General features: G+C 66.0%; 24 protein-coding genes. 11 read left to right on the top strand and 13 right to left on the bottom strand.

Translation table 11 applies throughout. The features are described 5' to 3' along the window. Positions 1–63 precede the first annotated feature (63 nt). A complete protein-coding gene (locus ABZW16_RS17860; RefSeq protein ID WP_354957000.1) occupies positions 64–1,851 on the top strand; it encodes a penicillin-binding transpeptidase domain-containing protein in 1,788 nt (595 codons plus the stop codon). Between the two features lie 188 nt (positions 1,852–2,039). Then, positions 2,040–3,155, top strand: a complete 1,116-nt coding sequence (locus ABZW16_RS17855) for a hypothetical protein (protein WP_354956999.1) — start codon at positions 2,040–2,042, stop codon at positions 3,153–3,155. 68 nt (positions 3,156–3,223) lie between these two features. Here ABZW16_RS17855 and ABZW16_RS17850 read toward each other — a convergent pair whose 3' ends face one another. Then, on the bottom strand, positions 3,224–3,730 hold the full coding sequence (locus ABZW16_RS17850) for a peroxynitrite isomerase (RefSeq protein ID WP_354957037.1): 507 nt from the start codon (positions 3,728–3,730) through the stop codon (positions 3,224–3,226). Positions 3,731–3,839: 109 nt separating this feature from the next. On the opposite strand from ABZW16_RS17850, the gene ABZW16_RS17845 reads away from it, so the two are divergent. Continuing rightward, positions 3,840–5,210: a TIGR03118 family protein gene (locus ABZW16_RS17845; protein ID WP_354956998.1), complete on the top strand. Its 1,371-nt coding sequence runs from the start codon at positions 3,840–3,842 to the stop codon at positions 5,208–5,210. 192 nt (positions 5,211–5,402) lie between these two features. On the opposite strand, the gene ABZW16_RS17840 is transcribed toward ABZW16_RS17845, so the two are convergent. Further along, entirely contained in the window at positions 5,403–5,669 is a 267-nt protein-coding gene (locus ABZW16_RS17840) for a helix-turn-helix domain-containing protein (protein ID WP_354956997.1), read from the bottom strand. Positions 5,670–5,788: 119 nt separating this feature from the next. Between ABZW16_RS17840 and ABZW16_RS17835 the strand changes: the two genes are divergently transcribed. Both ABZW16_RS17835 and ABZW16_RS17830 read left to right on the top strand, forming a co-directional pair. Continuing rightward, positions 5,789–6,571 (top strand): SDR family oxidoreductase, encoded by a 783-nt coding sequence (locus ABZW16_RS17835; RefSeq protein WP_354956996.1) that lies wholly within the window; start codon positions 5,789–5,791, stop codon positions 6,569–6,571. Between the two features lie 338 nt (positions 6,572–6,909). Beyond that, positions 6,910–7,350: a DUF4254 domain-containing protein gene (locus tag ABZW16_RS17830; RefSeq protein ID WP_354956995.1), complete on the top strand. Its 441-nt coding sequence runs from the start codon at positions 6,910–6,912 to the stop codon at positions 7,348–7,350. Here the strand turns inward: ABZW16_RS17830 and ABZW16_RS17825 are convergent. Continuing rightward, positions 7,347–7,847 (bottom strand): hypothetical protein, encoded by a 501-nt coding sequence (locus ABZW16_RS17825; protein WP_354956994.1) that lies wholly within the window; start codon positions 7,845–7,847, stop codon positions 7,347–7,349. The genes ABZW16_RS17830 and ABZW16_RS17825 overlap by 4 nt on opposite strands. A 287-nt stretch (positions 7,848–8,134) precedes the next feature. Here ABZW16_RS17825 and ABZW16_RS17820 point away from each other — a divergent pair, with 287 nt between their 5' ends. The 3 genes from ABZW16_RS17820 to ABZW16_RS17810 are packed head-to-tail and all read left to right on the top strand — an operon-like array spanning position 8,135 to position 10,435. Continuing rightward, positions 8,135–8,668 (top strand): hypothetical protein, encoded by a 534-nt coding sequence (locus ABZW16_RS17820; protein ID WP_354956993.1) that lies wholly within the window; start codon positions 8,135–8,137, stop codon positions 8,666–8,668. Positions 8,669–8,723: 55 nt separating this feature from the next. Next, positions 8,724–9,614 (top strand): ABC transporter permease, encoded by an 891-nt coding sequence (locus ABZW16_RS17815; protein ID WP_354956992.1) that lies wholly within the window; start codon positions 8,724–8,726, stop codon positions 9,612–9,614. Further along, a complete protein-coding gene (locus ABZW16_RS17810) occupies positions 9,611–10,435 on the top strand; it encodes an ABC transporter permease (RefSeq protein WP_354956991.1) in 825 nt (274 codons plus the stop codon). Before ABZW16_RS17815 ends, ABZW16_RS17810 begins: the two co-directional genes overlap by 4 nt. Here ABZW16_RS17810 and ABZW16_RS17805 read toward each other — a convergent pair whose 3' ends face one another. Beyond that, positions 10,436–11,296 (bottom strand): helix-turn-helix transcriptional regulator, encoded by an 861-nt coding sequence (locus ABZW16_RS17805; RefSeq protein WP_354956990.1) that lies wholly within the window; start codon positions 11,294–11,296, stop codon positions 10,436–10,438. It lies immediately after the preceding gene. Between the two features lie 783 nt (positions 11,297–12,079). On the opposite strand from ABZW16_RS17805, the gene ABZW16_RS17800 reads away from it, so the two are divergent. Beyond that, on the top strand, positions 12,080–12,439 hold the full coding sequence (locus tag ABZW16_RS17800) for a DUF4254 domain-containing protein (RefSeq protein WP_354957036.1): 360 nt from the start codon (positions 12,080–12,082) through the stop codon (positions 12,437–12,439). Positions 12,440–12,639: 200 nt separating this feature from the next. Here ABZW16_RS17800 and ABZW16_RS17795 read toward each other — a convergent pair whose 3' ends face one another. Together ABZW16_RS17795 and ABZW16_RS17790 are read right to left on the bottom strand one after the other, a co-directional pair. Beyond that, a complete protein-coding gene (locus tag ABZW16_RS17795; protein WP_354956989.1) occupies positions 12,640–12,963 on the bottom strand; it encodes a hypothetical protein in 324 nt (107 codons plus the stop codon). A 225-nt stretch (positions 12,964–13,188) separates the two neighbouring features. Next, positions 13,189–13,353: a hypothetical protein gene (locus ABZW16_RS17790; protein ID WP_354956988.1), complete on the bottom strand. Its 165-nt coding sequence runs from the start codon at positions 13,351–13,353 to the stop codon at positions 13,189–13,191. A gap of 186 nt (positions 13,354–13,539) precedes the next feature. On the opposite strand from ABZW16_RS17790, the gene ABZW16_RS17785 reads away from it, so the two are divergent. After that, on the top strand, positions 13,540–14,175 hold the full coding sequence (locus tag ABZW16_RS17785; protein ID WP_354956987.1) for a class I SAM-dependent methyltransferase: 636 nt from the start codon (positions 13,540–13,542) through the stop codon (positions 14,173–14,175). A 54-nt stretch (positions 14,176–14,229) separates the two neighbouring features. On the opposite strand, the gene ABZW16_RS17780 is transcribed toward ABZW16_RS17785, so the two are convergent. The 7 genes from ABZW16_RS17780 to ABZW16_RS17750 form a co-directional block, all read right to left on the bottom strand. Next, on the bottom strand, positions 14,230–14,829 hold the full coding sequence (locus tag ABZW16_RS17780; RefSeq protein WP_354956986.1) for a DUF4126 domain-containing protein: 600 nt from the start codon (positions 14,827–14,829) through the stop codon (positions 14,230–14,232). Between the two features lie 28 nt (positions 14,830–14,857). Continuing rightward, positions 14,858–15,655 carry an ABC transporter permease subunit gene (locus tag ABZW16_RS17775; RefSeq protein WP_354956985.1) on the bottom strand — a complete coding sequence of 266 codons (798 nt, stop codon included), beginning with the start codon at positions 15,653–15,655 and terminating at the stop codon, positions 14,858–14,860. 2 nt (positions 15,656–15,657) lie between these two features. Then, complete coding sequence (locus ABZW16_RS17770) at positions 15,658–16,560, bottom strand: 2-aminoethylphosphonate ABC transporter permease subunit (protein WP_354956984.1); 903 nt, start codon at positions 16,558–16,560, stop codon at positions 15,658–15,660. A 151-nt stretch (positions 16,561–16,711) separates the two neighbouring features. Continuing rightward, a complete protein-coding gene (locus ABZW16_RS17765; RefSeq protein ID WP_354957035.1) occupies positions 16,712–17,890 on the bottom strand; it encodes an ABC transporter ATP-binding protein in 1,179 nt (392 codons plus the stop codon). A 74-nt stretch (positions 17,891–17,964) separates the two neighbouring features. Then, a complete protein-coding gene (locus ABZW16_RS17760) occupies positions 17,965–18,996 on the bottom strand; it encodes a 2-aminoethylphosphonate ABC transporter substrate-binding protein (protein WP_354957034.1) in 1,032 nt (343 codons plus the stop codon). 151 nt (positions 18,997–19,147) lie between these two features. Continuing rightward, positions 19,148–19,837, bottom strand: a complete 690-nt coding sequence (locus ABZW16_RS17755; RefSeq protein ID WP_354956983.1) for a phosphonatase-like hydrolase — start codon at positions 19,835–19,837, stop codon at positions 19,148–19,150. Positions 19,838–19,845: 8 nt separating this feature from the next. Further along, on the bottom strand, positions 19,846–20,973 hold the full coding sequence (locus ABZW16_RS17750) for a TIGR03364 family FAD-dependent oxidoreductase (protein ID WP_354956982.1): 1,128 nt from the start codon (positions 20,971–20,973) through the stop codon (positions 19,846–19,848). A 135-nt stretch (positions 20,974–21,108) separates the two neighbouring features. Here ABZW16_RS17750 and ABZW16_RS17745 point away from each other — a divergent pair, with 135 nt between their 5' ends. After that, on the top strand, positions 21,109–21,831 hold the full coding sequence (locus ABZW16_RS17745; RefSeq protein WP_354957033.1) for a GntR family transcriptional regulator: 723 nt from the start codon (positions 21,109–21,111) through the stop codon (positions 21,829–21,831). The last annotated feature ends 105 nt before the right edge of the window (positions 21,832–21,936 follow it).

Below are 21,936 nucleotides of genomic sequence, written 5' to 3'. Positions count from 1 at the left end.
CGGCGTGGCGAACATCGGTGTGCCACAGCCGTTTGCCCGCGGTTGGCTATACGATCGGTGCCGATGTCGACACGCATGTTTCTCACGCTGGCCGTCGTAGCGCTCGCGGTGGCGGGAACCGGTTGTTCGGCCAGCCCGCAGGGACCGGTGCCGGCGGCCGATGCCTTTTTGGCCGCCTTCGCGAACCGTGCTGTCGAGGCCGCAGCCGAGCTGACCAGTCAGCCCGAGAAGGCAACCGCCGCATTGCGTTCCGCGTGGGACGAACTGCAGGCCGAACAACTGACCGCGCATACCGGCGCGGCCAGGGTCACCGGCGATACCGCGACCGTCGACTACACCTACCAGTGGCGGCTGCCCAAGGACCGGATCTGGAAGTACACCGGTCAATTACAGATGGGGCGCAGCGATGGCCGCTGGATGGTGCGTTGGACCTCCTCCGATATCCACCCCAAACTCGGCGACACCCAGACCATGGCATTGCGTGCCAACCCGGCCCCGCGCGCCAGGGTGAACGAACAGTCCGGCAGCGATGTGCTGGTGCCGGGCAAGGTATCCCGGGTCGCGTTCACCGTGGCCTCCGGACCGGATCCGGGGTTCACCGCGACCGCATTGGCGGCGGCGCTGAACCGCTTCGACGACCGGCTCACCCCCGAGGCGATCCTCAGCGCGGCATACGGCGCCAAGGGCGCCTACACCGTCGCGCTCTTGAGCGAGAGCGAATTCGGCCAGGTCAGTACCGATCTCATCGGTTTGCCCGGGGTAACGCTGACCCAGCAGTGGGATCTGGTCCCCACCGACCGCGATTTCGCGCCCGATCTGCTCGCGCAGGTGCGCAAAACGGTGATCGCCGAGGTGGACGGCAAGGCGGGCTGGAGCGTTGTCACCATGAATGCCAATGGCGCCGACACCGACGTGCTCACCGAAGTGCCCTCGCAACCCGCACCGTCGTTTTCGCTCAGCGTCGACCGCAATGTGCAGTACTCCGCGCAGCGCGCCGTCGGCGCCCGCGAGGAGCAGACCATGATGGTGGTGCTGCGGCCCTCGACCGGCGCGATTCTCGCTGTCGCACAGAACAAGGCGGCCGATCGTGCCGGTCCGGTGGCGACCATCGGCCAGTATCCGCCGGGCTCGGTATTCAAAACGGTAACCGCGGCTGCCGCGATGTCGGCCGGGAAGGCGACGCCGGAAACGGTTTTGCCGTGCCCGAGCCGAATTGTCATCGGGGAGCGGACAATTCCGAACTACAACCTCTTCCAGCTCGGTGATGTGCCGATGGCCACCGCCTACGAGCGGTCCTGCAATACCGCGTTCGCGAAGCTGGCCAGTCAACTGCCGGGCGACGCCCTGCACGATACAGCCGCGAAATTCGGTGTGGGACAGGGATATATCGTCCCTGGCCTGCCGACCGAATCGGGTTCGGTGCCGCCGGCCGATGATCTGATCCAGCGCACCGAGGACGGCATCGGGCAGGGCAAGGTGGTGGTGAGTCCGTTCGGGATGGCGGTGCTCGCCGCGACCGTCGCGCGCGGTTCCGCGCCGGTGCCGTATCTGATCGCCGGTCGCACCACAGAGATCAAGGGCGATCGTCCCGCCATCGAAACGCAGGTGGTCGACGGGTTGCGCATGATGATGCGCAAGGTGGTCACCGGGGGTACCGCCGAACGCATTGCCGATCAGGGCGAGGTGTACGGGAAGACAGGGGAGGCCGAGGTCGACGGAGGATCGCATTCCTGGTTCGTGGGCTATCGCGGGGATCTCGCCTTCGCGACCCTGCTCGTCAAGGGCGGCAGCTCCGATCACGCCGTCGCGGTAACGCGTGATATGCTCGCGGGCTTGCCCGCGGGTTACTGACCACGTCGGCGCGTGGTGCGGTTGCCGTTCTCCGGCCGCTCTGGCATTTCGTAGCGCATTGTGGTGGAACCGATCCGGACTACGCCCTCGGCGAAACGGGTAGTCGCCGTGGGGAATTCGATTCGATACTGTGAATCGTCCACCGCGGCGGTGGATGTTCTTGGCGATCTTGCTGGAGTGTTGACCGGATGGACGATGTACTGCTGACCGCGCCGGATGCGGCCGAAGTCGCGCTGCTCGCGAGCGGTGTGGTGGCCGCGGCGGGTGGTGCGGATGGATTGACCCCATTGCAGCAGTTGCTGATCCCGTCGCTGTTTCTGTCGATGACCGGCCATCGCGTCGATCTGGAGACGCTGCGGCCCATCGATGCCCAGACCTTCGCGGTCGGGCTGGCCCGGCGCAACCGGATCTTCCGCGAGCGGATCGTGCAGACCATGCTGCTGTCCGCACTGGTGGTGCGGCCGCTACCACCGGCCGTCGCGACCGAACTGCGGGAGTTCGCCGATGCGCTCGAGGTCGATGACGAGATGATTGCGGTGGCGCAGAAGTACGCCGAGGGCGCGATCGAACTGGCCGCGGTCGACTTCGACCGCAACGGTTACCTCGGCGGATTGGATCCGAGTCGGTTGACCGCGCTGCACACCGAGGGCCTGGATTCGTCGTGGGGACAGGTCAGTGATGATCCGGCCTTGGCGGCGCGCTGGGCCACCCTGCGCGAGCTGCCGGTCGGCACGCTCGGGCGCGGCGTCTCGGATTTCTATGCCGACCGCGGCTTCGTCACCCCGGGGCTGCCGGGTTCGGCCCCGCCGCTGCTGGCCCAGCACGATTGGGTGCATGTGCTCGCCGGATACGGCACCACCCTGGAGAACGAGATCGAGGTGTTCGCGTTCATGGCGCGCGCCAATGACGATCCGCGCGCGTTCAGCCTGCTGGCCATGGTGATTTCGCTGTTCGAGACCGGCTATCTGCATGCGGGCGCCGGGTTGTTCGAGGCCGATGAGGGACATCTGAGCACCGCTGGCATGGCGACCCGCCTGGGGGACGCCATGCGCCGTGGCGCGCTGACCCACGGCAGCCACGACTTCCTGGACCTGGACTGGTTCGCACTGGCCGACCGTCCGATCGCGGTGGTGCGCAATGAGATCGGCTTGGCGCCGAAGGCGGCCGCGGCCATTGCGGCGGGTTCGGTCGGCGCCTGGGAATCGGGCGGTATTACGCCGTACCAGCTCCACTCGGCCGAGGCCGCCGCCCAGGCCGAAGGGCGGCCCTACATTCCCTGGCGCCCCGACCCGATTCGCGACTGATCTGGCATACCGCTTTGCGAATTGGTTGCCGCGCACCTGTGGTCTCGGCGAGACTCCCGGTGTGTGGGTCAGGCGCGGTGGAGAGTTGCGGCGAGGTGGTGGGTGAGTGGTTCGCCGACCGCGGCCATGCGCAGCGTGTATTCGATGGTGTCGTCGGTCAATACGATCGAACGGCCGAGAGCGGTCACCACTTTCGCGGTGCTGCTGCGGCCGATGCTGGTCGATTCGAACTCCATCTGCAGCACACCATCGGCGATGGTGAGGCTGCCCTCGCAGATCTCGGTGATGCCGGTCGGATGCGCCAGGATCAGCTCGACGTGATCCGGGCGCGGGCAGCGCAGATAGCCGGTTTCGGCGTGCATGGGGCGGCTACCGTCGGCGGCGCGGGTGCGCTGGCGGTAGGTGAGGAACGGTCGGCCGAGATGGCCGAATTTGATTTCCTCGACATAGTCGAAGGATTCGATGGTCGGGTATTCACCGTGCCCGGGGCCGCGCCAGGTGCCGAGCAGCGCGGCGAGCGGAGCGATATCGGGATGGGGTGCGACGGAAGGCTGGGGGGCGACCACGGGCGACAGCTTAAACCTGTCTATTCCGAGGTGCTCCCATACTGTCGAAATTCCGCCAAGCTAAGGTTAGCATCGCCTAATCGCCATATGAGGGTAGCGAAGGCTGGAAAGGACGAAGATGTTGAACGGACGCTGGAGTGAATTGCGTCGGAACGGGGTGTGGCGGTCCCGGACCCGCAATGGTCTGCTGCGCGTATCGGTGCTCGGTGCGGCCCTGGTCGTCGCCGCGGCATGCTCGGATTCGAAGTCGTCGAGCGACGATGTGCCCGCCCTGGACGGCAATCACTACGCGCAGACCAACCTCGCCGCCAACAAGGCCGAATACAAGGCGCAGTACACCTTCCCCGACATGGTGAATGCCTGGGGCCTGGCCGATCGCCCCAAGGGTGCCGGCGGGCACTTCTGGGTGGGCGCGGGCGGTAAGTCCTTCCAGTTCGTCGGTGATGTCACTGCGTCGGCGGATCCCAAAGTGCAGAAGCTGTTCCAGGATCCGCTGAAGATCGTCACGATTCCGGGCGCGGACGCCGATACCTCGGATAAGAGCATCGGCAAGACCACCGGTGTCGTCTTCAACGGCGCGCCGATCAGCTCGGACCTGTTCGTCGTGCGTGATCAACCGGTGGATGCCGAGGGTGGCCCGCTGCTGTTGACCGGTTCGTCGCGATTCATCTTCGCCACCGATTCCGGCAAGATCTCCGCCTGGACCGAACTCGGCCCGGAGGGCGCGATCATCCGGCACGACGGTCCCGCGAATCTGGTCTTCGACGGCGAGTCGCAGGGCATGGCGTTCTTCGGCATCGCGCTGACTCCGTCCGCCGATAAGCTGCTCGCCGCCGACTTCGGCGAGAACCCGCAGATCCGCACGTTCGACAAGGACTGGCAGCTGATTCCGACCGTCGGCTTTGCCAACCCGTTCGCCACCGGCGACCAGATCGATCCGGCCGCAGCCGAAAAGGGTAAGAAGGCCGAGCCCGGCGATCCGGCCCCGTTCAATGTGACCACCATCGGCAACCGCGTCTTCGTCGCCTACGCCGACACCAAGCCGGATGAACAGGACGCGACGAAGTTCGACAAGGCCGAAGAGGATTCGCTCGACAAGGACCAGGAGAAGGACGCCAACGGTAAGCCCGCCAAGGGCAAGCTCGCCGAGTTCGACGCCAACGGCAAGCTGGTCCGCATCCTCGACGACGGCGGTCGCCTCAACGCGCCGTGGGGTGTCGCGGTGGCTCCCGCGAACTTCGGTCCGATCAGCGGCAAGCTGCTCGTCGGCAATTTCGGCGGCCTCGGCCATGTGCTCGCCTATGACGACGCCACCGGCAAGTTCGTCGACTACCTGCGCGATGAGAAGGGCAAGCCGGTCGAGATCCCTGGTCTGTGGGCCCTGATGTTCGGCAATGGTGAAAGCCTCGGCGACGCCGACTCGCTGTACTTCACCGCCGGGCCGGAGGACGAGAAGGAAGGTCTGTTCGGCAAGCTTCGGCTGAAGTAGTGCTGTCCCCGAAGGCGGTTCCCGGATGTGCTCGCTCCGGGGGCCGCCTTCGTCGTATCCACCAGCCGGAACCGCCCGCGAGATGCGGCTACCGAACGGGGCTGCGGATCTGGACGACAATAAGCGAAGCATCACGAGAGTGGAGACCTGTCGTGTCCAGCTCCCATGATCCGATGACGGCGGGATGTGCCGCTAGTCGGAGGGTGGTGGGGGCCAGCGTTCGGACCAGTTCCAGAGTGGTTGCAGGGCTTCGGTGAGTTCTTGTCCGGCAGGGGTCAGTTCGTAGGTTTTGTCCGGACTTTTGATGATCACGCCTGCGGACTGGAGGTGTTGCAGGCGGGTGGAGAGCATGCTCGATGAGCAGTTGCCCATGCGGCGGCGCAGTTCGAGGAAGCCCAGACGGCCGGGTTCGAGTTCCCATAGGACGCGCAGGATCCAGCGTTGGCCGATCAGGTCCATGGTCGCCAATATCGGCCCGTGCGCCGGGTCGGTTCGACCCCTGGACGGTTTCGCTCCACTTGCACTTCTCATTTCGAACTACCATAGTGATTCTAAATTAGAAGCACTGCTGTGGGTTGATGGGTGAAAGGGAAACGGTGGGCGACTCGACGGAACGACGGATTGTGCTGATCACCGGTGCTTCGCGAGGGATCGGGGCCGAGACGGCGAAGGTGCTGGCAGCGGGCGGTGACCACGTGATCGTCAACTACCGCGAGAAGCGCAAGCGCGCCGAGACGATCGCCGGGGAGATCATCGCGGCCGGTGGCAGTGCATCGATCGCGGGCGCGGATATCGCGGATGCCGAGTCGACCGCCGCGCTGATCGCCGGTGTGGTAGCGGAGTTCGGGCGGCTGGATGTGCTGGTGCTCAACGCATCCGGCGGACTCGAGCGCAATGCCGGTCCCGGCTATGCGATGGCGCTCAACCGCGACGCGCAGGTTCGATTGGTCCACCAGGCCGCGCCGCATCTGCCCTCCGGCGGCCGGATCGTCTTTGTGACCAGCCATCAAGCGCACTTCCACGGCCGCAAGCCTGTTCCGGCGGACTACGAGCCGATCGCCGCGAGTAAGCGGGCTGGCGAAGACGCGTTGCGCGCCATGGTTCCCGAGCTGACCGCGCGGGGGATCGGACTGAATGTGGTGTCCGGCGACATGATCGACGGCACGATGATCGTGCGCCTGCTCGAACGCCGCAATCCCGATGCGGTTTCGGCCCGCCGCGATCACGGCGCACTCCCCACCATCGCGGAGTTCGCCGCCATCGTCGCCGAGGCCGCAAGTGCCGCAACCGAATCCGGCCGTACCTTCTATGTCGGTGGTCCGGACTACCTGGCCGACGGCGCGGAGGGCATACCCGCGTAGTCGAACGGTCGGTGGCGTCGGTTCTGGTGTCGAACGGTTCGAGCACCTCGTCATCGAGGCCGTGCCTGCTCCGCTCGAGTCCTGCGCCGGTCCAGTGCTCGGGTGGGGCATCGGATGCTGATCGGCATCGCGGCAACCCCCTGCCTCGACTCTTCGCACCCAATTGAGGCAGGTAGTGCCGCCGATGGCTGGTCCATAACAAATTGATATCGGCGGTTTCTGGCCGTGGGCGGGGATCCGGGTCGATAATCGGGGGGTGAGTGCCGTCGGGCGGTGCGGCAACGATATTGCTGGTCGGGAGGTTTGCCGACGAGGTCGGACGTCGACGGGAGGCCGAGATGAGATATGTCGGAAGCAACCGGATGATGCCGGGGCGGGATCTGCTGCTGGCCGCGTTTCGCGGGCTGCCGCATGAGGACCACCCGATGTTGGAAGCGGCGGGGGAACTGGCGCAACTGCACGAGATTCGCGAGCGGACGCCGATAAGTGAGATGGCCAAACTGGATCGGCGGCGCGCTCAGTTGGTCCGGGCGATCGACCTCTGGGTAACGCTGGCTATGCCGGTGCCCTGCACCGCCGCATGGTTGCACACCGAGACCGTCGGCCAGATCGTGGATCGACTGGCCAGGATGACCACGCAGGCCTTCGTTCCACTCGCGCATGCGCCCGAGTCGGTCTTCTACGACGCATGGGTGCAGCTCAACGAATTGGCCGACGCCTATCAGGATCTCGTCGACGAGTTGCGCGCCGGAACTCGTCGGTTACCCGACGGTCCCTAGCGACCGCGCCCGAACAGGCGAAACGACCGGTCTCTGCGGCGCGGCAGCGTCGCATAGACCATGGTCATATCGGCGAAGACCTCCGCGTCCCGTTCGCGCTCGGCGCCGAATTCGTTGCGGCCGAGCGCATGTTCGATGGAGGCCGGTGAAATGGAAGGGAGCAGTGCGGCCAGCGTTGTGGCGATCGGCGCGGCGGCATCTTTCTCGCTCCGGCCATGTCCGAAGAGCATGTGTCCGACTTCATGCAGGATGATGTGGTCCGCATTGCGCTCGGTCGCGGAGGTGTCGTAGACGATGATGTCGTCGCGGCCGCGCGCCACCCAGAGTCCGCTGCCGCGGCAGCCGATATCCGCCAGCGCGGACGCGGGGACCGCCTGCAACGAGATGGAACGGCCACGGTGCGCGGCGACATTTGCGAGGTAGGCGGACAGATTCCAAGGGCTGGGGAGGGGCACGGTCCGTGCGGCGTCACGGAAACGGGCTTCCATGCTGGTCATCGGGGCACACCTTACCCACCCTGTGCGCGGTCGTCACCCCACGATTCGGACATTCCGCCGAGAGTGATAGCGGCACAGCATAATTCACGGTCCGTGGCGCGCGAAGCGAGATATGACGGAAATCACGCTCATACACCTTGGTGGGGATTTCCGGACCCCTCGGAGTCGTCGTTCCGACACCCGGGGGCGGTATCCAAACATGCTCTCGTCTACGAGATTTGATGCACGACGCGATCTGGCGGCGCGCCCGGTTTCGGTGGGCAGGGACGAAAGCGGACGAGGGAACTATGCGGTATAGGCCGGTGGAATCGGATAGCGAGGACACGTCTCGGCGCGATATGGCGGCCGAACGGTGTCCGTTGTCGGCTGCCCAGCGCGGTATCCGGTTCCCCGAGCAGGTAGCCGGGTCGGCGCCGATGGCCGTGGCCCGATACATCGAGATAGTCGGCGATCTGCATCTCGATGTGCCGGCCCAGTTCGGTCTGTGGGCCGGTCGTGCGTTCGGCACCGGCTACCTCCGGGTGATCGATACCGCAATGTTATGCGAGCGGTGTTCGTCGGGGATCGTGACCGCCATCGACGATGGCCATCCGGGACGCGTGAGTGGTTCCTTCGTCGCGCCGGAACTCGGCGGCTCGGCCGAGGGGGATTCGGGAGGCGCGGGGCGGTGCTGGCGCCCGCACGTCAGAGACCGCATTTGCGGGCACGTGCTCGGGATCGCCCGCGACGCGATGACGGCCGCTGAGGTGCTGTCGGGGACTGCGCTGGTAGTGGAGCAGCGCGGAAAGCTGGACCGGCCGCGGGTGTGTGCGACATGCTGAGAACAGCTGGTTCCCCACCAACGGGCACGGGTGACGCGCAGATGGGAGCGTGCGGATGAGCATCGGCAGCGACGTTGGATCGAGCACCGTCCAGCAGGAACGCGGCGACGGGGAAACCCGCCGTCTGAGCAGCCAGCGGCTGGTGGACGCGCCACCGCCGCGCATGGCGACCATGGCGCAATGGTGGGCGCTGACCTGGCGCCTGGTCCGGCCGTCCTGGCGCAATGGCGAACTGATCATGGCACTACTCGCGCCAGCGGTCTTCACCGTCGGGTTCTACGTGCCGTTGAATCTGGTGATGACCGTGCGCGGGCACGGGCTGAGCAGCTATGCGCAATACCTCACGCCGATGATCGTCATGCAGGCGGTCGCCTTCTGCGCTATCACAGCCGCATTCCGGTCGGCCTCCGATGCCAGGGACGGGCTCAATACCCGGTTCGGATCGATGCCGATGGTTTCGGTGGTGCCGCTCGCGGCGCGGGTTACGACCGCACTGTTCCGGGCGGCGGTCGCTCTGGCCGCGGCCCTGGTGTCCGCCCATGTGATCGGCTTCCGCTTCTATGGAAGCTGGTGGGACACAATCGGTTTCCTCGGGTTCGCGATGCTGATAGCACTGGACCTGTGCCTGGGCGCGGATCTGCTCGGCACCGCGACCAAGAGCCCGGAGGCGACCACCCAGGCACTCATCCTGCCCCAGCTGATCCTCGGCATGGTCTCCACCGGATTCGCACCGGCCAACCAATTCCCGCACTGGATCCAGGGTTTCGCACGCAACCAGCCGATCTCGCACATGGTGTACGGGCTGCGGGCGCTGGCCGGTGATCCATCGGGCCATGCGGGCGTGGTCGGCTGGTCGATCTTCGGGCCCGCGCTGGCCTGGATAGCCATCCCCGCCATGGTGTTCGGCGCCGGGGCGGTATACATGTCGATGCGGAGGTCGTCATGACCGAGGTACTGGATCCTGCCCGGGAACTGCCGCGGGTCAGCGGTCGGACCGAGACCTGGCGTTTGCTGATCCCGCAAACGATGATTCAGACCAAGCGGCTATTGGTGCGCTGGTGGCGTGATCCGCTGACCGTCATACAGTCTCTCGTCTTTCCCGCGCTCCTGCTGGTCGTGCTGAATACCATTCTCGGAAACCAGATTTCGGCCTTCTCCGGGGTGAACGCGCTCTACGGTTCGGTGCCGATGGTGGCCTTGGTCGGAGTGATGTCCGGTTCGGTGGCCGGTGCCATCACCCTCGGACGCGAGCGCGATGAGGGCTTGCTGGCCCGCTTCTGGGTGCTGCCGGTGCACCGCGCGTCCGGACTGGTCGCGCGCATCGTCGCGGAGGGGATCCGGATCCTGTTGTGCACCGCGGTGCTGTTCGCGGTGGGGGTGGTGCTCGGCTTCCGATTCCAGCAGGGGCTGCTCGCTGGTATCGCGCTGTTCGGGGTGCCGCTGCTGTTCGGTATCGCCTTCGCCACCATGGTCACCGCGGTTGCCGTTTTCAGTGCGAAAGCCGCACTGGTGGAGGCAGTTTCGCTCGGCTCGTCGCTACTGATGTTCTTCAGTTCCGGGTTCGTACCGCTGGCCGCCTATCCGGCGTGGGCCCGGCCGATCGTGCGCCACCAGCCGATGTCCTATGCCATCGACGCCATGCGTGGTCTGTCCCTCGGCGGTCCGGTGCGGGAGCCGCTGCTGGCCACCCTCGCCTGGTGTGTCGGCGCGCTCGTAGTTTTCGCGATACCTGCGGCACTGGGCTATCGGCGGGCCAGTCGCAGCTGATCAGCGCATCTCGTCGGACGCCTTGGCGATCAGCATCATGGAGTCGCGCGGGCTCAAAGCCATGGCCCGCAGCTGATCGAAAATAATGCCGAAGCGGCGGATCTGCGGATGCCCCTCGATCAGCTGGTCGCCCGCGATGCCCTCCACATAGACCAGCTCCGGATCGGCCGGATCCTTGAAGTCCAGCAGTGTGAACGCACCGGCCATGCCCGGATGCACCCCTGCGGAGAACGGAAGTATCTGCAGGATAACGTTTTTCATCTGCGAATCGTCCAGGAGCCGCTTCAGCTGCCCCTTCATGACATCGACCCCGCCGACCACGCGCCGGATCGCCGCCTCATCGAGCACGACCCAGAGCTCGAGCGGATCGGTCTTGGTGAGGTGCATGGCCCGATCCATTCGCGCTCGCACATTGTGCTGCACCGTGGCCGCGTCCAGCTTCGGCATATTGGTGTCGATGACCGCCTCGGCGTACTCCGAGGTCTGCAATAGCCCGGGGATATAGGAAGTTTGGTAGTGCCGGGCCGAGAGTGCCTCGGATTCGAAGTTGATATAGGCCGCGTGCACCTCGGTCAGCGTCGCCTCGTAGGGCCGCGACATGCCGGGCTTGAGCGCGTCCGACAACAACTCCACCGCATCCGCGCGCTGCTGTTCGGTGACGCCGTAGAGGTCGAGCATCGCCATCAGCGTGCGGCGCTGCGGCCGCGCCTGCGCCGTCTCGATGCGGTAGAGCGTGGTGATATTGATTCCGGTCTTGCCGCTGACCTCCTCTTTGCTGAGGCCCGCATGTTCGCGCATCTCGGTCAGCAGCACCGAGAGCCGCCGCAAACCCGCCGTGAGGACTGTGCGCTTACCTGCCATAACGCAGACAATACCGCCTTTGATAGCAAGGAAGTTCGGAGTTTTCCTCCGAGAATATGACGATTTCGCCAGCCCCCACCCCGCCCTGTCACCGGTGGCGACCGGACCGAACACGAGGCGAAATTCCACCGGGCTCGACGACGACCAACACCACCCGATCTAACTCACCACCACCAGGCAGCAGACCTACCCGGTGTTGCCTCTTGGACGAGCGATCACCATGCGCTCATGTAGGTAAACGTCGAGAGCGCACCAGCGTCAGTGCATTCTCGTCGGTGCTTGGTGGTGGTATGGGATCGGGGTGTGGGGGTGTCGAGCTGGTCGACTTGTGGGGGCTCGTTGGTGGCTGAGTGTGCGCCTAGGGCGTATTTGTGACGCGTCGCTGAGTGGGCGCTGATCGGTGTGGTGTCGGAGTGTTGGGGGGTGCGGGGTGGGGTGGCAAATTCTTGGCGACTGGTGCTGTTGTCGGTGTGTGCCGCGTGTGAAAGTTGTTGTTGCTAGGTGGTTGTGGGGGTGGGGCTTGGTGATCGGGGTGGGGACCGCAGCAGTGAGAACGCACTCTTGCGTTCTTGCATTTGTAAGAGCATGATCCAGCTACGCTAGTTGAGAACAACCGATCCGATGACCGGGATAACCGAATCGAGAGCCAATCATGTTGGTACAAAGCGCGTTGGTGTCGAGTGAATTCGGAGTATGGCGATGAGCGCGCCGACGGTAGGGGTGCTGCCGACCGCTCCGCAGATTTTGTGCGCATTTCAGGGGCGTCGTTTCCAAGATCTTGAATTGCTGCGTTCTGCGCACGCGCTGGCCGAGCTGCACGCACGTCGTGCACAAGTCCGCGATATGAGCCTGATCGCCGAAATTGATTGCCGTCGTAGCGAACTCGTCGACGATATCAATGAGTGGATTACGCAGGAGGTCCCGCAGCATCGCAACGGTGCTTCGCTACATACCGAGAGCCTCGGGGCGGTGGTGGATCGGATGGCGCGCAGTTGGGTCGACGCGAACACGGCCATCGATGTCGACGGCGCGCGCAGCGACAATACCCATAAACATTGGTACCACCTAGCAGAACTCGTTGACGGCTACACTGATCTGGTAACCGACGTGGCCGGTGGCCGCCGCCGTCTGCCCGAGCAGTAAAGTCCGACGGCGACCCTCGTCCGCAATAGTGACACTGCCCCGACAGCGTCACTGCGCAATAGGTGACGTCCCGGGTCCGCGTTATCCGACCAATGGCCCGTCCCGGACGCTAACGTCACCGAAACAGTGACGGCGGGCGCAACGGGGCGCCCCGCCCGGCGTGCCGCGTGGTCGACTGGCGCGGCACGCCCGCCATCGAATTACGCAGTGTCGGAATTTATTCGGCAACCCGTCCACGTCGATGCCGCCGCGGCGCGAATATCGGCCGTATCGGGTGGGCGCAATGCGGTGAGAAGTTCAATCCACGGTGTCGACCAGCCGAAGTGCTTGCCGCCGAGCAGGATCGTGGCGCGACGGGGACCGCTACCGCCGCGATCCACTCCCATAGCCCCGGCCGATCCGCCCTCGCCCGCTTGTGTCGCGTGCCCTCTGACATGATCGAGGACCGCATCGATGTGTCTGCGGCCCAATGCCGCCCAGTTCCCGACGACGTAGCCGAGCTCCGGCAAATATTCAGTGACCATCGGCCTCGCGATTCGGCAGGACCCGCGCGGCCTCGCGTCTCCGAAACGGCGCCGCACTTCCCGGCCGCACGGGTCGGCCAGCCGGGTGCGCTGGCCGCGGCCGAGGGCCCGGTACATGGTGCGCAAGATTCGCTGTGACATCCGAGGTAGCCGCTCGATCTAGACCTCGGGCTCGACCTGGACCGGACCCTTTTCAGATTGTCTGGACGACCTCGACAATGCTGTTCAGCCGACCTGGTTGACGATCATGATGAACTCGAGGGCAAGTGCGATGGCGGACAGGATGATTCCGGTGACCGCCAGGCCCCTGCCGCGGCGTTGTCCGGTGCAGCCGACGATCCCGACGACGAGTCCGGCCATTGCGAACGGGAGCCCGGTGAAGGGGCGCACGCCGGTCAGGTCGATCGGCAGGAACGGGAGTACACAACCGACCTACTATGGCTGGGTGGTGGTGCGACGGCAGTCCCGGTATTCGGTGATCGGTGGAGTCAGGCGAGTGTTCACCATTCCCGCGGTGGCGGCGTGGTGCGCGAGCATCGGCACAGCGGCTGTGTCCGGCGACCGGGAGTGTGCTCGATGAATAAGTTCAGCTGGAGTCACAACGCGTACTACCACCGGTTTCTCATACGGCAGCTGCCCGCCCGTTGCATTCGTGTGCTGGATGTCGGTTGTGGGGCAGGAGCTTTCGCGGCCGAACTCGCCCGACATGTCGAGCAGGTCGACGCCATCGATCGATCACCGGTGATGATCGATGCCGCAAAGCAGGCAACGCCGGACAATGTCAGCTGCATCCTCGGCGATGTGCAGACCGAGCCGTTGCCCGAGGGAACCTACGACGCCATCGTGTCGATCAGCACGTTGCACCATCTGCCGCTCGATGAGGTGTTGCCGCTGTTGGCGAGGGCATTGCGACCGGGCGGTGTGCTCGCTGCCGTGGCCTTGCCGCGCCATGATCTGGTGCGGGAGGCGCCCATTGAGCTGGTTGCGGCGATCGGGCATCGGGTGCTGGGGTTGGTGTTTCGGATCCTGCGCGCGCGGGGGCGGGGGCGTTGGTATGCGGTCGAGGCGACCCATGATGTCATGCCGGTTGTGCTCGATCCGCCGTTGACGACGCGGCAGGTGCGAGAGCAGGTGGCAACGATACTTCCCGGTGTGCGGGTGCGACGGCTGGTCTTTTGGCGTTACTCATTGGTGTGGCGCAAACCCGCCTGAATCCGACTGAAATCGCTAGCGCTGCAGACCTTTCGGACCGGCTACCGTGCGCGATCAGACGGCGGCGGCAGCGCGTTTGGCGGCACGGCGTTGTCTGCGCCGGTTCAGATAGCGGCGGATCCGGCTCGCCAGCAGATAGACCAGGATCACGCCGATCACGAGCAGGGTGCCAGCACAGCAGGCCGCGACGATCGGATGGAAGATCGCGATGGTGATAATGCCGCCGACGGCCAGATCCTCGACGAGGCTCATGATGATATTGCTCGCGGGCTCCGGTGAGGTGTTGATCGCCATGCGCGTACCGGCCTTGACGAGATGGCTGGCCAGGGCGGTGGTGCCGCCGAGGGCACCGGCCGCGAGTTGGGGCAGCGAGCCGTCCTGCCCGGCGAGCAGTGCGGCGACAACGGCGCCGGCTGCCGGACGCACGATGGTGTGCACGGCGTCCCAAAACGTATCCAGGTAGGGGATCTTGTCGGCGACGGCCTCGATGAGGAACAACACCGCGGCCGCGATCAGCACATCGGTGCGCTGCAGTGCCTGCGGCACATCGTCGGATAGGCCGGTCGCGCCGAAGATGCCGAGCAGCAGGACCACCGCATAGGCGTTGACCCCGCTCGCCCAGCCTGCGGTGAAGATCAAGGGCAGTGCTGACATTGCGTCATCGTATGGTGTTCGCCCCGGGTCAGCGCAGCGCGGCGCGGCCACGCAGCCGACCCAGCGCGACCAAGGCGACCAGCGTCACCATGAGCAGCAAACAGGTGCTCGCGGCCGCATCGAAGACTTCACCGCGATCGGTGAGACCGAATATGGTGACCGGCAATGTTTTCCAGGTGGCCGGGTACACCATGATGGTCGCACCGAGTTCGCCCATGGACAGCGCGATGGCCAACCCGGCGGCGGCGCCGAGTGCAGGCAGCAGCAGTGGCAGCGTCACCAGCAGCAAGACTCGAACCGGCCCTGCCCCAAGAGATTCCGCGGCCTGGCGATAGCCGGGATCGAGCCGATCCAGGGCAGCTGAGACGGCGCTGAAGGCGTAGGCCAGTACCAGCACCGAATGTGCCACGATGACAATCCATTTGGTGCCGCCGAGCAGCAGCGGTCGCTCGTTGAAGGCGATCAGCACGCCGAGGCCGATGGCCACCGATGGCACCGCCACCGGCAGGTGGAAGACCGCGTCGGTGATCTTGCGCCACCAGCCGGGTGCCTCGCGGGCGGCGAGTGCGGCCCAGGTGCCCAGGAACAGGGCCGAGCCGCCGGAGAGCAGTGCGGTCTGCAGGCTGACCGATAGACTCGCCGCATCCTGCCCGGACAGTGCCGCTCGGAAGTTGGCGAGGCCGAGATTCGAGGGCAGTGGGCCGGTCCAACTGCCCGCCAGCGCGGCCGCGATCACGGTCGCAATGGGGGCGAGGAACACCACGACCACGACGACCGCGAAGACCACGAGCACCGCCGCACGGCCACGACGGGTCCAGACCAGCATGCTCAGCTCTCCTTTCCGGCGCGCCCGAAGCGGACGAAGATCAGTCGGTAGCCGATGTACAGGCTCAGCGACAGCAGCACCTGCACCGTGGCGAGGACCGCTGCGCCGGGCAGGTCGAAGGTGACGATGCCGCGGGTGTAGATCAGCGCGGGCAGGGTTGTCACGCCCTTTGCGCCGGTGAACAGCACGATGCCGAATTCGTTGAGCGTCAATAGCAGGACCAGACTGCCGCCCGCCGCCAGCGCGGGCCACGCCTCCGGCAGGACCACCTGACGCAGCACCCGCCAGGGCGAGGCGCCGAGACTGGCGGCCACATCCAGTTGTTCGCGCGGCAGCTGGGCGAACCCGGCCAGCAGCGGGCGAACCACGAACGGGGTGAAGAAGGTGATCTCGGCGAGGATCACCCCGAGCGGGGTGCTCAGGAAGTCGAGCACCGGCGTTCGATTGCCGGTGATCCGGGCGATCAGGGCATTCACCGCACCGGCGGTGCCGTAGAGGAAGGTGAAGGCGAGTGTGATCAAGAACGACGGCAGCGTGAGCACCGTATCGATCAATCTGCCGACCAGCGACGAACCGGGGAACGGCACGAACGCCAGCACGATCGCGAGGAAGGTACCGAGCACGAGACATCCCGCGGTGGCGCACACCGCAATGGAAATGGTGCGCCACAACGCATTGCGGAACGATTCGGAGCCGAGCACCTGCGACCAGACCGCCGTACCTCGACCGTCCTTGGTCTCGGTCGATTCGGCGAGCACCCGCGCGATCGGGTACACCGCGATGACGAGGACCACCAGCAGCGGCGGCAGTGTCCACAGCACCGGCCGCCAATTCCGCCGCAGCGCGGTGTCCGCAGTCGGAGCTGCATCGTGGATCTGGGGTTCGAGCAGTGCGGAAGTGCTCATCGTCGGACCCCCGGGCCAGTGAGTCCGTCCGTCCCGACGGAGACCAGCGCGCGCTCGGCGGTTGGGCTGCGGTCGCCGCCGGGACCACGGAGACTTCTCCGGACAGCAGGGAACACGATGCCGACACAGCGAGCCGGATTCGCGCCGCCCCTCATTTCGGCGCGCCCGGCTCGGATGCGGCCGATGTCTTTGCCGCACTGGTGGTTTCGGCACCGAACATCGGCGGAATCAACACACCCGCCGGGTCCGGGAACCTTACGCCGACGACCGCGCCGACCTCGGTATCGAGATGCCCCGGCACATCGGCGGTGATCTCGTCGGTCAGTCCGTCGACCGCCAGCCGCAACCGAGTCGAAGCCCCGCGCCACACACTCGATACGACGGTGCCGCGTACCGCATTGCGCTCCGAGGTGGCACCGATCTGCACCGTATGTGGACGCACACACAGCAATCCGGGTGCGTTGACCTCCCAACCACCCGGCCTGACGTCCGGTGCCTCGGCCCGCAGCGTAAAGGTGCCGGCAGTAACCAGCGCCGAGGTGCCCGATACTCGATTCACGGTGCAGGACAACAGGTTCGCACCACCGAGGAACGCCGCCGTGAAATCACTCGGCGGGCGACGCCACAAATTCTCGGCGGTATCGATATCGACCAGTCGGGCATCGCGCATCACCGCGATCCGGTCTGCCAAGGCCAACGCCTCGGCCTGATCATGGGTGACATACAGCATCGCCGTATCCGGCAGCGCCTTTCGCAACTCCTGTAGCTCACCGAGCATCGACTGCCGCAACTGTGCGTCGAGCGCGGCCAGCGGTTCGTCGAGCAGCAGCACCTTCGGTCGGATCGCCAGCGCACGGGCGATCGCCACCCGCTGCTGCTGACCGCCGGACAGCTCGCGCGGCAGCCGCTTGGTGTAGGTCGCCATGCCGACCATCTCCAGCGCCTCGGCCACGCGCGCGTCGATATCCTTGCGCGGCACCCGATGCGCCCTCAGCCCGAAGGCCACATTGTCGTGCACCCGCATATGCGGGAACAGGGCGTATGACTGGACGACCACGCCGATCCCGCGCTTGGCCGGGGACAGATCGGTGACATCGCGCCCGGCCAGCCGGACCGCACCCGAGGTGGGACGGACGAAGCCAGCCAGCGCCTTGAGTGCGGTCGACTTGCCCGATCCGCTCGGTCCGAGGAGCGCCACCGTTTCACCGGCAGCGACGCGCAGATTGAAATCGGTCAGGGCGACTGTGGTCTTACGGCCGCGGCCGTAGCGGACGCCGACCCGGTCGAAGACGATCGCGGGTTCCGTTGCGGCCGTGACCTTTCCGGCCATGGCAGTCGCGATGGCCGATTTCGAATGCGCGTCACCGTCGAACATGATTGCGGCTCCTTACTTCCCGGATTCGGCTACTGTCCCGTCGCCTTCTGATAGGCGGACACATCGGCGTCCAGCTCGGAAAGCACCTTGGTCCAGTCGACATTCACGACTTCGACGCCCTTGAGCACCGCGCTCGCCGAGGGACCGGTACCGGTTGCGGGGGCATCACGCAGCTCCTTGCGCGCGGGCACCGCGAAGGTGTCGGGCAGCGACTTCTGCGCATCGGCCGACAGCAGGAACTCCATGAGCTGCTTCGCCTCGCCCTGATGCGGCGCGCCCTTGGCCAGTCCCATTACATAGGGCACGGCCACGGTGGAGCGCTTGCCGTCGGCGGCCGCGGGGAAGAAGACGGTGAACTTCGAGCCCTTGTCCTTGACCGTGGTCAGATTCATCTGGACATCGCCATTGGCGACCACCAGCTCACCCTTGTCGACCTTGGCCTGCAACTTTCCGGTGGACGAGGACGGACCGACATTATTGGCCTGCAGCTTGGCGAGGTAATCCAGTGCACCCTGCTTGCCGAGCAGGTTCTGCAGCAGGATCAGCACCGCGGTGCCGTCACCGGCCTGACCTGGCGTCGAGTACTGCAGCTTGCCCTTGAATTCCGGCTTCAGCAGGTCGTCCCAGGTGAGATTGGTGGTGTCGACCGACGGATTGGCAATGAAGGACAGGTAGTTGCCCGCCAGCGTGACGTACTTGCCGTCGGCATCCTTATCGGTCGCCGCGACGAAACTGGTGTCGATTCCGCTGTCCTGCAACAGCCCCGAGCTCTTCGCCTTCTGGATGAACGGCGGCAGCGTGACGAGCACATCGGCCTGCGGGTTGGACTGCTCCTTGTCCACCCGGTTGACGACCTCACCCGAACCGGCCTCGACCAGGTTGACCGAGATGCCGGTCTTCTTCTTGAATTCGGCGAATTGGGTGGTGTACCAGTTGCCGACGCCGTCGGCGGAGTAGACGGTGATGGTCTTGCCGTCGCCGCTGTCGGTGCCCGTGCCGCCACAGGCCGCGGTGAGCGCGACGGTGGTGACGGCGGCGACGGCCAGCGCGGTCCGGGAAATGGTGCGTGCCAGACGGCCCTGCGTGTTCGAAGTACGCACGATGACTGCAACTTTCGGTTCGTGTGGGTGTGGAATCGAAGGGGCGGGGGTTTCCGTCATCTCGGCCGACGCCGGGATCGCGGTTCTGGGCCCGGCTTTCGCCGGGAGGCTGTCAGGTTCTGCTGGCGAGGATCAGCTCGGCGAATTCGGTGACCGAGGCCACCACATGGGTGGCTCCGGCGGCACGCAACTGTGCCGCGTCATGTGCGCCGGTGAGCGTGCCAGCGACGATGCGGGCACCAGCGGCCAGACCGCTGGCGATATCGCTGGTCGTATCGCCGAGTACCGCGATCTGATGCACGGCATCGATGTCGAGGCGCAGCAGCGCGGTCAGGACCATGTCCGGATAGGGACGGCCGCGTCCGGCATCCGATGGCGCCAGCGTCAGATCGGCGATCTCGTTCCAGCCCAGCGCATTCAGCAGTCGATCCTGGGTGGTGCGGCTGAAGCCGGTGGTGAGTGCGACCTTGACGCCCGCGGCCCGCAGCGCGGTAATCGCCTCGGCCGCACCGGGAATCGGGCTGATCTCGACCTCGTCGATCAATGCGTCATAGGCGGCCTCGAAGGCGAGGTTGGCGGCCTGCGCGTGCTCCTCGTCGCCGAGCAGGGCACGGAAGACCGCGATTTTCGACTGGCCCATGGTGTCGAGCACATATTGGCGGGCGCTATCGCGCTGCGGCCCTTCGGTTTCGATACCGGCGCTGGTGGCGGCGATATCGAAGGCGCGAAGGACCAGTCCGCCGTCGGCGACCGTGGTGCCCGCCATATCGAGGACGGCCAGGGCAATGTTCTTATCCGACACAGCGCTCCTCAGAGGTTGAGCAGATCGGCGGTTTCCTCGCCGATCGCGGGGCCGAGGGTCATACCGCGGCCGCCCGGCCCGGTGACGACCCAGATGTGCGCATCGGCCTCGGCGCGGGTCACGATGGTGGCCGGATCGATGCTCTGGCTGTAGACGCCCGCCCAGCGCCGAATCACCTGCGGCAGTTTGCGTCCGAGCAGTTCCTCGGTGACGGCGGTGAGGTGTTCGTACGGGGCCTCGTCCACGTCGAAGGCGAACGGCTCCTCGTATTCGTGGGTGTCGCCGATGGTCAGGCCGCCGTGCAGGCGCTGTACACACAGCAGTTGCATCTTGTGCTCGGCGGCGATGGCGGTCTGGGACTGCTCGGCGTTCAGCACGTCCAACTCCGGCCCGGCGAAGCCCGGGTAGTAGCGGAAGCTGTCGCCGTCGGCGATCGCGGTGGTCAGCGCTTCGCCCAGCGGTGCCGTCTGCATCATCTGCAGCCGGACCCGGCGGACCGGGATGGTGCCGACGAGTTCGCGGGTCAGGCCGGTGTGCGCGGCACCGGGGCAGACCAGCACCAGATCGGCCTCGAAGATGCGGCTATGATCGTCGAGAATCGTTGCACCGGAACCGGTATCGGTAACCGTGCGAGCCTCGGTGCCGGCATGGAAGGTGTAGCGGTCCGATGCGGTCATATGGGCGCGCAGTGCGGGCAGCGCCTGGCGCGATTCGACGGCGGCATCGGTCCAACAGCGCAGTCCGGCAAGGAATTTACCGCGCAGCGCCGGATTGATCGCGCGCACCTGTTCGGGTTCGAGCAGTTCGAAGCCGCGGGCCTGGGCATGCGGGCTCGCCGCGGCGGCCTCGGCGATCGCCAGTTCGGTCGGCGTCTTGACCAGCGTGACCGATCCGATGGGTCGGAAACCGACACCGGGAACCTTGCCGCCGATCTCCTCCCATAGCTGTCGGGAGCGCAGGGTGAAGTCGAGTTCGGTGGCCGAACGTCCGGACACCCACACCAGACCGAAGTTGCGCACCGTCGCGCCGCGCGCCTCGGGCTCGCGCTCCAGCTGCACGACCTCGTGACCACGGCCGATGGCGGCCATGGCGTGTGCGGTGCCGAGGATGCCGCCGCCGATGATGACCAATCGCATGGGTACATAGTGGGCAATGGTCTAGACCAAGGAGTGTTTCGTGCGCGAACGGCAGGTTAACAATTGGTATAGACCAATACCGGGTAGGCTGTCGGCATGGAGACATCAGGTGCGACGGGAACCGATGGCGATGAAATGCGCAGTGGGCGCATCGATTTAGCGCCGCGGCTGCCGAAGTCCTACCTGGTGCGCACCGAACTCGAACAGCTGCTGACCGATCTGGAGGAGGGCGATCCGGTCCCCTCGGAGCGGGATCTGGCCGTTCGGTTCGAGGTCGCCCGCGAAACCGTCCGGCAGGCCCTGCGAGATCTGCTGGTAGAGGGGCGGATCCGCCGCCAGGGCCGCGGCACCGTGGTGTCGCGGCCGAAGATGGTGCAGCCGTTGCAGCTGCGCTCCTATACCGAGGGCGCCATCAGTTACGGCCGGGTGCCGGGGCGTCTGCTCGTCGGCTGGGACGATGTGCCCGCCGACGCCGACACCGCCCGCGACCTCGGGCTCACCATCGGCACTCCGGTCATGCACCTGGAGCGGGTGCTGCTCGCGGACGGCGAGCGCATCGGGCTGGAGAGCACCTTCATGTCGCTCGCTCGTTTCGGCCATCTGCGCGGCACCTACGACCCGACCACCTCGCTGTACGCGGCGGTGCGCGCCGCCGGCGTGGAGCTCGGCAGCGCCACCGAGCGAATCGAGACGGTGCTCGCCTCTCCGCGCGAGGCCGCCCTACTCGAATGCACCACATCGCTGCCGCTACTGCTGCTGCATCGGCGCAGCGTCGACCGGTACGGCGAGCCGGTCGAACGCGTGCGCTCCCTCTACCGCGGCGACCGCATCGCCTTCGAGGCCCAACTCGGCAAGTAGGGCGCGAACCTGCCCGAGCGCGCTGGTCAGCTCTCGCTGGTCGTCGACCGGATCTGGAGCGCGTCGCTCGCGAGGAATTCGGTGCGGAGGCCGTCCTGGTCGAGC

This window comes from Nocardia sp. NPDC004604 (assembly GCF_040609795.1).
Classification (GTDB): Bacteria; Actinomycetota; Actinomycetes; order Mycobacteriales; family Mycobacteriaceae; genus Nocardia.
This window is presented reverse-complemented; position numbering and strand designations above follow the sequence as displayed.